Raw genomic sequence first — 13,003 nt, forward strand, 5'->3', positions numbered from 1 at the left:
AGAGCGAGATGACATCCGTGGACGCCCCGAGCACCGCGCCCTGGCGGGACGCCGGACTGCCAGCCGGTGAGCGTGTGGAGGCCCTGCTGGCCGAGATGACGCTGGAGGAGAAGGTCGCCCAGCTCGGATCCGTCTGGCTGAACCCTCCGTCCGCCGGCCCCGGGGCGGCGGACGAGGGGACCGCCTGGCCGGGCGTCCCGGCGACCGGCCAGGAGGCGGCCGCCGGGAACACCGCCGGGAACACCGCCGGGAACACCGCCGGGAACGTCGCCCCGCTGCAGGACCGGTTCGCCCAGGACGACGTCGATCTGGACGAGCGGATCCGCGGCGGCATCGGGCACCTCACCCGGGTCTACGGCACGAGCCCCGTCAGCCCGGCCGAGGGCGCGGCCCGGCTGCGGAGGCTCCAGGAGCGGGTGGTCGCCGCCAACCGGCTCGGCATCCCCGCGATCGCGCACGAGGAGTGCCTGACGGGGTTCGCGACGTACGGCGCGACCGCCTACCCCACGCCGCTGGCCTGGGCCGCCGCCTTCGACCCCGCCCTGGTCGAGCGGATGGCCCGGGCCATCGGGGAGGACCTGCGCTCGGCCGGCGTCCACCAGGGCCTGTCGCCGGTCCTCGACGTCGTACGCGACCACCGGTGGGGCCGGGTGGAGGAGACGCTCGGCGAGGACCCCTACCTCGTCGGGCAGATCGGCGCGGCCTACGTGCGCGGCCTGGAGGGCGCCGGGATCATCGCGACGCTCAAGCACTTCGCCGGGTACTCCGCCTCCCGGGCGGGCCGCAACCACGCCCCGGCCGGCATCGGCCCCCGGGAGATGGCCGACGTGATCCTTCCGCCGTTCGAGACGGCGATCCGCGAGGGCGGCGCCCGGTCGGTGATGAACTCCTACGCCGACGTCGACGGCGTGCCGGTCGCCGCCGACCCGGACCTGCTCCGGCGGGTGCTGCGCGACCGGTGGGGGTTCGACGGCACGGTGGTGGCCGACTACTGGGCGGTTCCGTTCCTCGCCACGATGCACCGCGTCGCCGAGGATGAGGCGGACGCCGGCGCGATCGCGCTGCGCGCGGGCATCGACGTGGAGCTTCCCGACACGGTCTGCTACGGCGCCCGCCTGGTGGAGCGGGTGCGGGCCGGCCGGGTGGAGGAGTCGCTGGTCGACGAGGCGGTGCGCCGGGTGCTGCGGCAGAAGGTCGAGCTGGGCCTGCTGGACGACGCGCCCCTCGTCCCGGAGGACGCCGGCGCCGCCGACCTGGACGGCCCCCGCAACCGTGACCTGGCCCGCGCCCTCGCCGAGCGGTCCGTCGTGCTGCTGAGCAATCCCGCCGGGGTCCTGCCCCTCGACGCCGGGACGACCGCGCGGATCGCCGTCGTCGGCCCGTGCGCCGACGACCCGCGGACCCTGCTCGGCTGCTACGCCTTCCCCAACCACGTGCTCGGCCGCTTCCCCGGCCACGGGATGGGCCTGCCCGTCGCGACCATCCGGGAGAGCCTCGCGTCGGAGTTCCCGGATGCGGAGCTGGGGTACGCGCGCGGCGCGGAGGTGTCCGGCGACGACACCTCGGGGATCGCCGGGGCCGCCGCCCTGGCCGCCGCGTCCGACCTCGTGCTCCTGTTCGTCGGTGACCGGGCCGGGCTGTTCGGCGACGGCACCTCCGGCGAGGGGTGCGACGCCGCCGACCTGCGCCTGCCCGGCGTCCAGCCGGAGCTCGCCGAGGCCGTCCTGGCCACCGGGACACCGGTCGTCCTGGTCGTCGTGTCCGGACGGCCGTACGCGCTGGGCGCCTACAGGGACAGGGTCGCCGCCGCCGTCCAGGCGTTCTTCCCCGGAGTGGAGGGCGGCCCGGCCGTCGCCGGCGTGCTCAGCGGCCGGGTGAACCCCTCGGGCCGCCTGCCCGTGCAGGTGCCGGCCTCGCCCTCCGTCAACCCCTCGACCTACCTCCAGGCGCCGCTGGGCCTGCGGACGGACGGCGTGTCCGTGCTCGACCCGACACCGGCGTTCCCCTTCGGGCACGGCCTGTCGTACACCGCCGTCCGGTACGGCGCGCTCACCGTCGCAGCGCCCGCCTGCCCGACGGACGGGGTCGTCCAGGCCCGGGTGACGGTCGCCAACGACGGCGACCGGCCCGCAGAGGAGGTGGTGCAGCTGTACGCCTCCGACCCGGTCGCGCGGGTGGCCCGGCCGGTCGCGCAGCTCGTCGGTTTCGCGCGCGTGGCGCTCGAACCGGGCCGGACGGCCGAGGTGGTCTTCGACGTGCCGGCGGACGCCTTCTCCTACACCGGCCCCGACCTGCGCCGCGTCGTCGAGCCGGGCGTGATCGAGCTGACCGCCGGTCCTTCGGCCGCCGACCGCCCCCTGCGGGCCGAGGTCCTGCTGACCGGCGAGACCGTCGTCCTCGGCGCGGACCGCCGCCTGACCACGCCCGCCCGCGTCGAAGGGCTCAGCGCTTCGGCGGAGCCGTGCTTCCCCGGACCGTGAGGGTGGTCGCGATCTCCAGGCCGACCTGCGTTATCTCCTCACCCCGCCCGAGGGACAGCGCCAGTTCGGTCGCGGCGGCCGCCATCTCGCTCAGCGGCTGGTGAACCGTGGTCAGGGGCGGGTCGACCCAGGCCACGACCGGCAGGTCGTCGAAGCCCACCACGCTCAGATCCCCGGGGATGGACAGTCCCAGCTCGCGGGCGGCCTGGTAGACACCGAGCGCCTGCAGGTCGTTCGCCGTGAAGACGGCGGTGGGCCGGTCGGGCCGGGAGAGCAGGCCGAGCGCCGCGGTACGGCCGTCCTCGCGGGTGAGCAGGGTGCGGACCACGAGGGCGGAGTCGGCGGGCAGACCGGCCTCGACCAGCGTGGAGAGGTAGCCCGCCACCCGGGCACGGCAGAACGGGTGGTCCGGACCGCTGATCATGGCGATTCGGCTGTGCCCCAGCTCGATCAGGTGCCGGGTCGCGGACCGGCCGCCCCTCCAGTTGGTGGCGCCCACGAACGGCACGTCGTCCGGAAGCTCTTCGCTCGGGTCGAAGACGACGAACGGGATGCCCTTCGCCGTCAGCTGGTCGCGCTCCTCCGGTGAGAGCTGCGCCACCGACAGGACGCACCGGGGACGGCGTCCGACCGTGTCGTCGATGGACATGGGCGACGAGTCGTGGAGGCCGAACTCCGAGACCATGACCCCGACGCGGTTCTTGCGGGCCACCCGCTCGACCCCGCGGATGATCTCCACGGCCCACATGCTCTCCAGCTCGCGGAACACCAGTTCCACGATGTTGTTCCGGCTGCTCGAGGCGGGCTTGCGGTAGCCGTACCGGTTGATCAGTCCTTCGACCCGGGCACGGGTCTGGGCCGACACCCCCGAGCGGCCGTTGAGCACCTTCGACACGGTGGGGACCGAGACCCCGGCGGACTCGGCGATGTAGGCGATGGTGACCGATCCCGGCCCGCCGCCTTGTGAGCTCTGCTCGTCGGCCGCGGGTTCGTCCGATCGGTTGTCCGTCACATTCGCCCTTCCTCGTCGACGGCGAGCCCGCGCGTCGCCGTCCGCCGGGCCCGCCCGGCCTTCTCCAGGGACATTCTGGCATCCGCGCCGACGGCGGGGAGGCCGTCGGCGCGGCGCGATGGCCGCCCGCAACCTGGTCAACGGCCGGCCCTGCCACGTCCACGGCGACGACGGCGCGGCACCGTCCGGCAGGCTGCGCGAGGCGCTCGACCGGGGTTCACAGGTGATCACCGGTCGAGGATGTACATAATACGAATTACGTATACGTGAGCCCGTACACTTGAGACGTGACGACCCTCCAGGAGGCCCGGTGACCGCCGCGTTCTCCACATCCGACCGCGCCGCCAACGCCTCCGGCGACCCACTGGAGGCCCCCGGGCCCCGGCGCCCCCGGCGGCTGGGCGACACCGTCGTCGCCTCCCTCGTCGACCGCATCGTGTCGGGGGCCTACCCCGTGGGCGCCGTGCTCCCGACCGAGCCCGAGCTGTGCCGGGAGTTCGGCGTCTCCCGGACGGTGGTCCGCGAGTCGGCCAAGCTCCTGGAGGCGAAGGGACTGGTCAAAGCCGTCCCGGGCCGGGGGACCCGGGTTCTGGAGCCCATCGGCTGGAACCTGCTGGACCCCCTCGTCCTGGAGGCGCAGATCCGGCACGACAGCGACCTGTCCATCCTCGACGACCTCGTCAACGTCCGGGCGGCCCTCGAGTGCGACATGGCGGCGCAGTGCGCGCGCGTGATCACACCGGCCCAGGCCGAGGCGCTGAGCAGGCAGGCGGACGTCCTCGCGGCGAGCCTGCACGACCCGCCCCGCTACGCCGCGGAGGACGTCGCCTTCCACGAGATGATCATGATCGTCTCCGGCAACCGTCTCGGCCACGCGATCATCCACGGCATCCACGCCAAGGCGCGGCTGTCGAGCCGGTACAACGGCGACCCCGACGGGGACGAACTCGCCCAGTCGCTCGCCGAGCACCGGCAGATCGAGTCGATGATCCTCCAGGGCGACGCCCTGGGAGCCGCGGCCGCGATGCGCGTCCACATAGCGGGCTCATGGGCCAGACGCCGTCCCGCAGTACGCGGGGCGAGGGGCGGGACCGCCCCCTGAGACGGCGCTCACCGGGCGCGCGCGGGCACGCCGGCGCGGTCGTCCCGGTGGCCGTTCCAGTGGTCGTCCGGGACGAGACGCAGGCCCGCCCGGCCGGGGCGGACATGGGGCCCGGCGGTCGCGGCCGGCGGGTCGGCGGCCCGCACGGCGCGGATGTGCTCCTCGTCCACCCGGATGCCGAGCCCCGGCTCGTCGCCGAGGACGATCCCGCCGTCCTGGAACTCCTGGTCGACCTCCAGCCCGATGGGAGCCGAGAGGTCCTGGACCTCGAACGCCAGATGGTTCGGGACGGCCACGGCGGCGTGCGCCACCGGGTTGGCGTGGTACGCCACCGGGCTCACGGGCAGGTCGCGGCCGTGGGCCACCGCGGCCACCCGCAGGAAGTGCGTGATGCCCCACACGTTGCCCACCTGGACGACGTCCACGGCGTCGGCGTCCAGCAGCGGCCGGTACTGCTCCAGACCGGTGAGGTTCTCCCCGGTCGCCACCCCGGCGCGGATGCCCCGCCGGACCGCGGCGAGCCCGGCCGCGTCCCACCTGCGCACCGGCTCCTCGATCCAGGCGAGGTCCACCACGCGCTCCAGCGCCGAGACGAACCGTACGGCCTGTGAGCGGTTCCACGACTCGTTGGCGTCGAACATGAGGGCCGGGTGGGCCGAGTTGCGCCCGAGAACGTCCCGCAACGCCCCCAGCCGCCGCAGGTCGTGCCCGAGGTCCCGGCCGCCCTTGAGCTTTCCGGCGCTGAAACCCCGGTCCGCGAAGCGCTCGTACAGGCCGACGAGGGCGTCGTCGTCGAGTGCGATGTCCAGCCCGGAGGCGTAGCCGGGGACGAACCGGTCACGGCCGCCGAGGGTGCGCCAGAGCGGCTCGCCGGCCGCCTTCGCCTTGAGGTCCCAGAGCGCCATGTCGATCGCGCCGATCGCGCCGAAGGTCGCACCCGAGTGACCGGTTTTGAAGACGCGGTCGATCATCCGGTCGTAGAGCGCCGGGACGGCCCGCGGGTCCTCGCCCTCGACGGCGCCGAAGACGCGGTCGATGTCGCCGTGCGCCCCGAGCCCGACGCCTTCGAGGCCGCCGTCGGTCTCCAGGATCAGCACGTGCACGTCGGTGTGCGGCCCCGGCATGACGCCGTTGGCGTCGCCGATCGGCCGGCCCCAGTCGTGCGCCGTCGTCAGGCTGCGGTAGCCGGTGACCTTCACTGGTACTCCTTCGTGGCAGGGATTCGACTCACTCCTTGGTGCCTCCGGCCGTCATGCCCGCGACCAGGAAGCGCTGGGAGAAAAGGAAGACGACCAGCACCGGCAGCACCGACACGACGGTCGCGAGCGCGAGCGTGGGCAACTGAACGGACTGGGCCCCCGCGGAGCTCGGGTTGAACGCCGGGGTCGAGGCGAGCAGGGAGGTCAGGCCGACCTGGATCGGATACCCCTCGCTGGAGGGCAGCATCACGAAGGGCAGGAAGAAGTTGTTCCAGTTCTGCACGAAGCTGAAGAACGCGACCAGGGCGACGATCGGCGCGGCCAGCGGCAGCGCGACCCTCCCGAACACCTGGGCCTCGCTGCATCCGTCCAGGCGCGCCGCCGCCAGCAGGTCGCGCGGCACGCTGGTGGAGAAGTAGATGTAGGTGAGGTAGACCCCGAAGGGGAAGAACGACATCGGCAGGATCACCGACAGCGGGCTGCCGATCAGACCCGCCGCGTTCAGCTCCAGGAAGATCGGCAGCACCAGCGCGGTGTTCGGGATCAGCATGACGATCAGCGTCAGCACCAGGAGCAGCCGCCGGAACCGGAACTCCGTCAGGGCCATCGCGTAGCCCGCCGGGATGCTCGCGACGAGCGTGATGACGAGCGCGCCCAGGGCGTACAGCGCCGAGTTGCCCACCCACGCGGTCACCGCGCCGTCCTGGAAGCCGAACAGCTGGTCCCAGTTGGCGGCCAGGTCGCCGAGGCCGCCGGGCCGGAACGGGTTCCCGACGATGAGCCCGCGTGCCGACTTCGTCGTCGCCAGCAGCAGCCAGACGATCGGTACGGCGAAGAACAGCACGAAGACCGCGACCACGACCGCGATGATCGTCCGGCCGCTCCAGCCGCTGAGGCCGTCGCGGCGTTCCGCGGCCCGGCCCATGTCCGTTCTCGTCATGGTCTCAGTCCCTCTCGAACAGGCCGCCGCGCGTCACGAAGACGGCCGACAGCGCGAGGGCGATGAGGAGCAGCAGCAGGGAGATCGCCGCCGCTCCGTTGAAGTCGTCCTGCTGGAACGCGTACTGGTAGGCGAGCTGGTTGAGGGAGTAGTCGTTGGGCACGACCGCGTTGCTGGCCTGCGAGAGCAACTGCGGCTCGACGAACAGCTGCGTGCCGGCGGCGAGCGACATGATCCCCATGTACGAGATCCACTTGCGCAGCAGCGGCAGCTGGACGCGCCAGGCGATCTGCGCGGTGGTGGCGCCGTCGATGCGCGCGGCCTCGATGACGTCGGCGCTGATGTTGTTGAGCGCGCCGTACATGATGACGACCCAGCCGCCCGCGCCGGTCCAGAACGCGATGATCGCGAACACCGGGGGCAGGTTCGCCGGCACGATGACCTGCACGAAGCTGGAGAAGCCCAGCAGGTGGAGCAGGCCGCTGACCGGGCTCGCGGCCGGGTCGAGCACGAACAGCCAGAGCAGCACGCTCGACGCGCCCGCGAGGGCCCCGGGCAGGTAGAAGACGAGGCGGAGCGCCCGGCTCAGCAGGCGCACCCGGATCGTGTGCACGACGAGGGCCAGGAACGAGACCAGCACCACCAGGGCCACCAGCCAGATCACCAGGTAGAGCGAGACGTGCGCGACGGCGGGCAGGAAGCGGAAGTCGCCCACGACCCTGGTGAAGTTGGCGAGCCCCGCGAAGCCGCCGTCGCCGTCGGTGAACGCGAGGTAGACGGCGTAGAGGGCGGGAAGGACGCCGAACGCGGCCACCAGCACCGCGTAGACGGCGACGAAGCCGTAGCTCATCGCGCTCCGGTCGGCGCGCCCGCGGTCACCCCGCCGCTCGCGGGGTGCGGTCACCGCGCGGGCGGCCTCGTTCACGGCTGTCACGTCACTTGACCGTGTAGCCGTTGACCTGGGCCTGGTTCTTGATCGCGGTCTCCCACTCGGGGAGCAGATCGACCAGGCTCCTGCCCTCGGCGATGGCGGGGGTGACCGTCTTGGCCCAGATCGCCTCCTGGCTGAAGATCCCGGAGCCCCATCCGCTCCAGATCTGCGATCCCGCCTTGATCAGCGCCTGCAGGTCGGTGGCGTAGTAGCCGCTCGATTCCTGCTTCTTGACCCACTTGTCCGCGGCGGGGGCGTAGGCCGGGTATCCGGGTGCGACGTTCACCTGGTAGTCGTCGGCCGTCGTGACGAACTCGACGAACTTCGCGGCAGCCTTGAGGTTCCTGGAATGGCTGCTGACGAACCAGGTGCCGCCGCCGACGTTGCCGGTCACGGCGCCGTCGCCCTGCCACGCCGGCGGCGCGCCGACGCCGAGCCGGCCGGCCGGGACGTCGAGCGACTGCGGGTTGTTGAAGATGGCGCCCGCGTACCACGCCGGGCCCGGCATCACGAGCACCTTGCCGGAGTACTTCTTCACGAACTCGGGGGTGAAGACGCTCACGTTGGGCGTGGTGCCGTTCCTGATCAGGACGTCGAGCATCGACGCTGCCCGCCTGCACTCCGTGGTGCCGGTGGCGACCGTCACCGAGGCGGGGCCGGTGATGCCGTTGGCCTGGCACTTGCTGCCCCAGAAGTAGACCTCCGGGGTCCAGGGGTCCCCGGTGGTGCCCACGATGTAGCCGGGGTGCTCCTTGGCGGCCTTCTCACCGAGCGCCTGGTACTCCTCCCAGGTGGTGGGTACGGAGTAGCCGAACTCGTCGAGCAGGCTCTTGTCGTACCAGAGCACCGCCTGGGCGAGGTCGTTGCGCAGGCAGTGGACCTTGCCCTCGACGGTGCACGGGGTCAGCGAGCCCTGGGTGAAGGAGCCGAGCGTCTTGTCCGGGATCAGCCCGCCGTTCAGCACGGCCGCGAACGCCTGTTTGCCGTTGCTCTTCCGGCTCGCCCACGCCGCGTCGTTGTTCTGCGTCGAGAACACCACGTCGGGCCAGCCCTTGCCGGCCCGGTCGAAGAGCTGGATCTTCGTCCGGAACGAGTTGGAGCCGTTCGCCGAACCGTCGTACGTGACGACGTCGATCTTCACGCCGGGGTTGGCCTTCTTGAAGGCGTCGGCCGCGCCCACCCGGTCGGAGTCCACCCAGACGGTGATCGGGGCCTTGTCGTCCTGCTCGGCCTGCGGGAAGCCGTAGGAACCCGCCGAGGTTCCGCCGTCGGCGGCGCAACCGGCCAGGATGAGGGCGATGGCCGATGCTCCCGCGCCGCTGATCGCGCGCACCCATGGGCCCGCTCGTCCGGCGCGTGTGAAACGGGACATGCTGGAGTCCTTTGTTCTGTCGCTACCTGGCGACGGGGGGGATTGGGGAAGAAAATATGGCATACGTATTACGTGCGCAAGGGTCTTCGGTGCGGCCGGGGCGGATTCCGGGTCCGCAGACGAGGTGGAGCCGCTCCCCGGGCGTGACTCGTATGACGTCACGTCGACAGCCGGTCACCGCGACGGCGCCGACGGTCACCGGGACCCCCCGCCCCGGCCGCCGCCGCGCCCGGGCCGGGCCTGTCCTCGTCATACGTCTCGAACCGCCTGGGAGCGGCGCGGCCTGCGGGGCCATACTTCTTACTGGGATCGCGAGAGAGGGAACACGGTGACCGACGCCCCGCGTGAGAGCGGATACCGGCCGGGTTACGAGGTGGCCGCGGAGCAGGTGCTGGAGCTGATCGTCCGGCTGGACCTGCGTCCGGGGGACCGGATGCCGACCGAGAACGAGCTGGCCGCGCAGCTGGGGACCAGCCGTACCGTGGTGCGCGAGGCGGTGAAGATCCTGTCGGCGCTGGGCCGGGTGCGGGCGCAGAAGGGCCGCGGCCTGTACGTGGCCGACGGTGAGGGGATGCTGGGCACGGGGCGGTGGGCGTCGTTCTTCCTGCCGGCCGACCTCGACCACGTCTACATGCTGTTCGAGTTCCGCCGGGCGCAGGAGATGGAGACGAGCCGGCTGGCCGCCCACCGCGCCACGCCGGTGGAGCTGCGGGCGATCGAGGAGGCGGCCGGGATGTGCCGCCAGGGGCTGGAGACCGGGCGGGCGGAGCTGTTCAACGACGGCGACGACGCCTTCCACACCGCTGTCGCCGCGGCCTCGCACAACGTGTTCCTGCAAATCGCGGTGCGTGAGGCCCGCCGGTTGCAGGGGCAGTCCACCATCATCGGGATGCGCGGCTCGATGGGCGGGCACGCGGCCAAGGCGGTCGAGGAGCACGAGGCCATCTGCCGGGCCATCCGCGCCGGTGATCCCGAGGCGGCCGCCTGCGCCGCCGCCGCGCACGTCGACAACACCCTCGACGACTACCGCAGGGAGATCCAGCAACGTCTCTTCTCCTCCGAGTGACCCCGCGGACGGCCCGCCGGGTCCCGGCGGGCCGCCGGCCGTCACACGTCGGTGACGGTCCACTGGTTGTTGGTGCTGTTGTTCGGGGTCCACATGCCGACGGTGGATCCGGCGGTGGTGTTGCCCATGCCGTCCAGGGCGGTGCCGGTGCCGCGGTTGACGATCTGGTAGCGGCCGTTGCCCACATTGGTGAGCTTCCACTGCTGGTTGTCGCCGCCGTTCCAGGTGCCCTGCCGGCACACCGCGCCGTTGGCCGTGCTGCCCCAGCTGTCGGCCACCAGGCCGTTGGTACGGTTGACGATCCGGAACCAGCCGCCGCCCAGATCCACCAGCTGCCACTGCAGATTCGTGCTGCCGTCCCAGTTCCACTGCTTGAGGTTCGCCCCCGACGCCACGCTGCCGCCGCCGTCCAGCACCAGACCGGTGGTGACGTTGGCGATCCGCACGTAGGCCGACGGCGCCGGGCCGGCGGACCCGGTCACGCGGTAGGTGCGGCCGGCCTGGCCGGTCAGCCTGATGACGTCCGCCTCGGGCTTGGTGACGGTGACGGCGCCGCCGGTCGCGGCGTCGACCACCTCGTAGGTCCCGGTGAACATCCGGTTGCGCACGTTGACCGTGCCGTCCCGGTCGAACGCGACGAGGATCTCGGTGGCTCCGCCGGAGCTCCACGTCGCGCCCACGGTGTAGCCGCCGCGGCCCCGGAGCCCCTGCACCTTCCCGCCCGGCCAGGCCGTGGGCAGCGCCGGCAGCACGTGCAGCTCGCCGTTGTGGCTCTGCAGCAGCATCTCCGCGACGCCGGAGGTGGCGCCGAAGTTGCCGTCGATCTGGAACGGCGGGTGCAGGTCGAACATGTTCGGCGCGAGCCGGGCCGTCGTCACCAGGAGGCGGATCAGGGTGTGCGCCCGGTTGCCCTCCTCCATCCGCGCCCAGTAGTTGATCTTCCAGGCGAGCGACCAGCCGGTCCCGTCGTCGCCGCGCAGTTCGAGGGTGCGCCGCGCGGCGTTGTACAGCGAGGGGGTGCCGCGCCTGGTGATCTGGTTGCTGGGGTGCAGGCCGTACAGGTGGGAGATGTGCCGGTGGTTCTGCTCGGTCTCGACCCAGTCGTACAGCCACTCCTGGATGTTGCCGCGCGAGCCGACCTTCATAGGAGGCAGCCGGTCCCGGGCGGCCAGCACCCGGGTCCGGAAGTCGGCGTCGACGCCGAGGACCTGGCTCGCCTGGGCGCAGCCGTTGAACAGGTCGCGCAGGATCTGGTTGTCCATCGTCGGGCCGGCGCACACGCTGGCACCCGAGTGGTGGGGCAGCTCCGGGGAGTTCGACGGGTTCGTGACCAGGTACTTGAGGCTCGGTTCCTCCACGAGCGTGTCGAGGAAGAACTGCGCGGCGCCCTTCATCGCCGGGTAGTACTTCTGGAGGAACCCGGCGTCGCCGGTGAACAGATAGTGGTCCCAGATCATGGTGGCCAGCCACGCGCCGCCGGTCTGCCACATGCCCCACAGCGCGCCGTCGACGACGGAGGTGGCCCGCCAGGCGTCGGTGTTGTGGTGGGTCACCCAGCCGCCGGCGTTGTACTGCACCCGCGCCGTGCGGGCGCCGGTCACCGTGAGGTCGTCGATCATCTTGAACACCGGCTCGTAGCACTCCGCCAGGTTCGTGGTGTCGGCGGGCCAGTAGTTCATCGGCAGGTTGGCGTTGATGGTGTACTTCGAATCCCACGACGGGGTCAGGGAGTCGTTCCAGATGCCCTGCAGGTTGGCGGGCTGGGTGCCCGGACGCGAGGACGAGATCAGCAGGTACCGGCCGTACTGGAACAGCAGCGCCGACAGCTGCGGGTCGTCGGTGTTCGCGTGCCGCGCGATCCGCACGTCGGTCGGCTGGTCGGCCGCGGCGGTGCGGCCGAGGTCGAGGGTCGTGCGGCCGAACAGCCGCTGGTGGTCGGTGACGTGCCGGCCTCGCAGGTCGTCGTAGGTCCTGCCGGTGGCGGCGTCGAGGTGCCGCCGCGCGATGCCCTGGTAGTCGCCGCCGACGTTCCGGTAGTCCACGTAGCTGGACCCGATGGAGACCAGCACCGTCACGCTGTCGGCGCCGGACACCCGGAGCGTCCCGCCGGAGCTGGTGACGGTGCCGCCGTCGGCGACGGCCCTGGCCAGCGCCAGGAACCTGACCGAGCCGGTCTTGCCCTCGAAGTCGCCCGAGACGCCGTCGAGCGCCGCCGTCCGGCCGTCCGGGCTGGAACGCGTCGTCCGCTGGGGGCTGTCGAACGTCGCGCTGAACGTGATGGAGCCGGGCCTGTCGGCGGTCAGGCGGATGGCGATCACCTGGTCCGGCGCGCTCGCGAGCACCTCGCGCCGGTACCGCACGCCGTTCTGCAGGTACGACACCGCCGTGATGGCCGTGGTCAGGTCCAGGAGGCGGTTGTACTCCGAGACGCCGCTCGTGCCGCCGAAGGCGAGCCGCAGGTTGCCGACGGTCTGGTAGGCGAGCTGGCCCGCGGGGCTGCCGAGCATGTTCTGGTCGATCAGGCTCTGGGCCTGGCTCCACTGGTTCTGGAAGACCAGCTGCCGGATCTGCCCCAGCGCCGCCGCGCCCCTGGTGTTGCTCTGGTCGTACGGCCCGCCGGCCCAGACGGTGTCCTCGTTGAGCTGCAGCCGCTCGGTGTCGACGTTGCCGAACACCATGGCGCCCAGGCGGCCGTTGCCGATCGGGAGGGCGCGCAGCCAGTCGGTGCCGGCGCTTCCGTCGTACCACAGCGCCAGGTCGTTCGCGGCGCGGACCTCCGGGGGAGCCGCCGACGCGGCCCGCGCGGTCGCCGTCCACTGGAACGGCAGCATCGCGGCTCCGGCTCCGGCCGCGCCGTACCACAGCAGCTTCCTTCGCGATAACTCGGACATCTCACTTCTC

Annotated in this window: 10 protein-coding genes; 4 read left to right on the plus strand and 6 right to left on the minus strand. The window is 72.1% G+C overall.

Going from position 1 to position 13,003, the window contains the following annotated elements; genetic code table 11:
* Window positions 1-8 precede the first annotated feature (8 nt).
* On the plus strand, window positions 9-2,480 hold the full coding sequence (locus ACFYSC_RS27380; protein WP_389967404.1) for a beta-glucosidase: 2,472 nt from the start codon (window positions 9-11) through the stop codon (window positions 2,478-2,480).
* On the opposite strand, the gene ACFYSC_RS27385 is transcribed toward ACFYSC_RS27380, so the two are convergent.
* Window positions 2,443-3,492, minus strand: coding sequence for a LacI family DNA-binding transcriptional regulator (locus ACFYSC_RS27385; RefSeq protein ID WP_389967407.1), 1,050 nt, complete (start codon window positions 3,490-3,492; stop codon window positions 2,443-2,445). The two genes, ACFYSC_RS27380 and ACFYSC_RS27385, sit on opposite strands and share 38 nt — an antisense overlap.
* Window positions 3,493-3,610: 118 nt before the next feature.
* Here ACFYSC_RS27385 and ACFYSC_RS27390 point away from each other — a divergent pair, with 118 nt between their 5' ends.
* Window positions 3,611-3,742 (plus strand): hypothetical protein, encoded by a 132-nt coding sequence (locus ACFYSC_RS27390; protein WP_389967410.1) that lies wholly within the window; start codon window positions 3,611-3,613, stop codon window positions 3,740-3,742.
* A gap of 60 nt (window positions 3,743-3,802) precedes the next feature.
* Window positions 3,803-4,594 carry a FadR/GntR family transcriptional regulator gene (locus ACFYSC_RS27395; protein WP_389967413.1) on the plus strand — a complete coding sequence of 264 codons (792 nt, stop codon included), beginning with the start codon at window positions 3,803-3,805 and terminating at the stop codon, window positions 4,592-4,594.
* An 8-nt stretch (window positions 4,595-4,602) separates the two neighbouring features.
* Here ACFYSC_RS27395 and ACFYSC_RS27400 read toward each other — a convergent pair whose 3' ends face one another.
* The 4 genes from ACFYSC_RS27400 to ACFYSC_RS27415 are packed head-to-tail and all read right to left on the minus strand — an operon-like array spanning window position 4,603 to window position 9,036.
* Window positions 4,603-5,793: a mandelate racemase/muconate lactonizing enzyme family protein gene (locus tag ACFYSC_RS27400; RefSeq protein WP_389967416.1), complete on the minus strand. Its 1,191-nt coding sequence runs from the start codon at window positions 5,791-5,793 to the stop codon at window positions 4,603-4,605.
* Between the two features lie 28 nt (window positions 5,794-5,821).
* A complete protein-coding gene (locus tag ACFYSC_RS27405; RefSeq protein ID WP_389967419.1) occupies window positions 5,822-6,733 on the minus strand; it encodes a carbohydrate ABC transporter permease in 912 nt (303 codons plus the stop codon).
* 4 nt (window positions 6,734-6,737) lie between these two features.
* The gene (locus ACFYSC_RS27410) at window positions 6,738-7,667 is read right to left on the minus strand and encodes a sugar ABC transporter permease (protein WP_362940125.1); all 930 of its coding nucleotides are present in this window, start codon (window positions 7,665-7,667) and stop codon (window positions 6,738-6,740) included.
* Between the two features lies 1 nt (window position 7,668).
* Complete coding sequence (locus ACFYSC_RS27415) at window positions 7,669-9,036, minus strand: ABC transporter substrate-binding protein (protein WP_389967422.1); 1,368 nt, start codon at window positions 9,034-9,036, stop codon at window positions 7,669-7,671.
* 328 nt (window positions 9,037-9,364) lie between these two features.
* Between ACFYSC_RS27415 and ACFYSC_RS27420 the strand changes: the two genes are divergently transcribed.
* Window positions 9,365-10,102 carry an FCD domain-containing protein gene (locus ACFYSC_RS27420; RefSeq protein WP_362940131.1) on the plus strand — a complete coding sequence of 246 codons (738 nt, stop codon included), beginning with the start codon at window positions 9,365-9,367 and terminating at the stop codon, window positions 10,100-10,102.
* A gap of 41 nt (window positions 10,103-10,143) precedes the next feature.
* Here ACFYSC_RS27420 and ACFYSC_RS27425 read toward each other — a convergent pair whose 3' ends face one another.
* The gene (locus tag ACFYSC_RS27425; protein ID WP_389967425.1) at window positions 10,144-12,993 is read right to left on the minus strand and encodes a glycoside hydrolase N-terminal domain-containing protein; all 2,850 of its coding nucleotides are present in this window, start codon (window positions 12,991-12,993) and stop codon (window positions 10,144-10,146) included.
* Window positions 12,994-13,003: the final 10 nt, after the last annotated feature.

The sequence above is a fragment of the Streptosporangium sp. NPDC004379 genome (assembly GCF_042873875.1).
In the GTDB taxonomy this organism is placed as follows: domain Bacteria; phylum Actinomycetota; class Actinomycetes; order Streptosporangiales; family Streptosporangiaceae; genus Streptosporangium.

Coding starts and splice junctions, on each gene's coding strand:
- ACFYSC_RS27390 (WP_389967410.1), top strand. CDS start 3,611: ATGGCCGCCCGCAACCTGGTCAACGGCCGGCCCTGCCACGTCCACGGC.
- ACFYSC_RS27415 (WP_389967422.1), bottom strand. CDS start 9,036: ATGTCCCGTTTCACACGCGCCGGACGAGCGGGCCCATGGGTGCGCGCG.
- ACFYSC_RS27405 (WP_389967419.1), bottom strand. CDS start 6,733: ATGACGAGAACGGACATGGGCCGGGCCGCGGAACGCCGCGACGGCCTC.
- ACFYSC_RS27380 (WP_389967404.1), top strand. CDS start 9: ATGACATCCGTGGACGCCCCGAGCACCGCGCCCTGGCGGGACGCCGGA.
- ACFYSC_RS27425 (WP_389967425.1), bottom strand. CDS start 12,993: ATGTCCGAGTTATCGCGAAGGAAGCTGCTGTGGTACGGCGCGGCCGGA.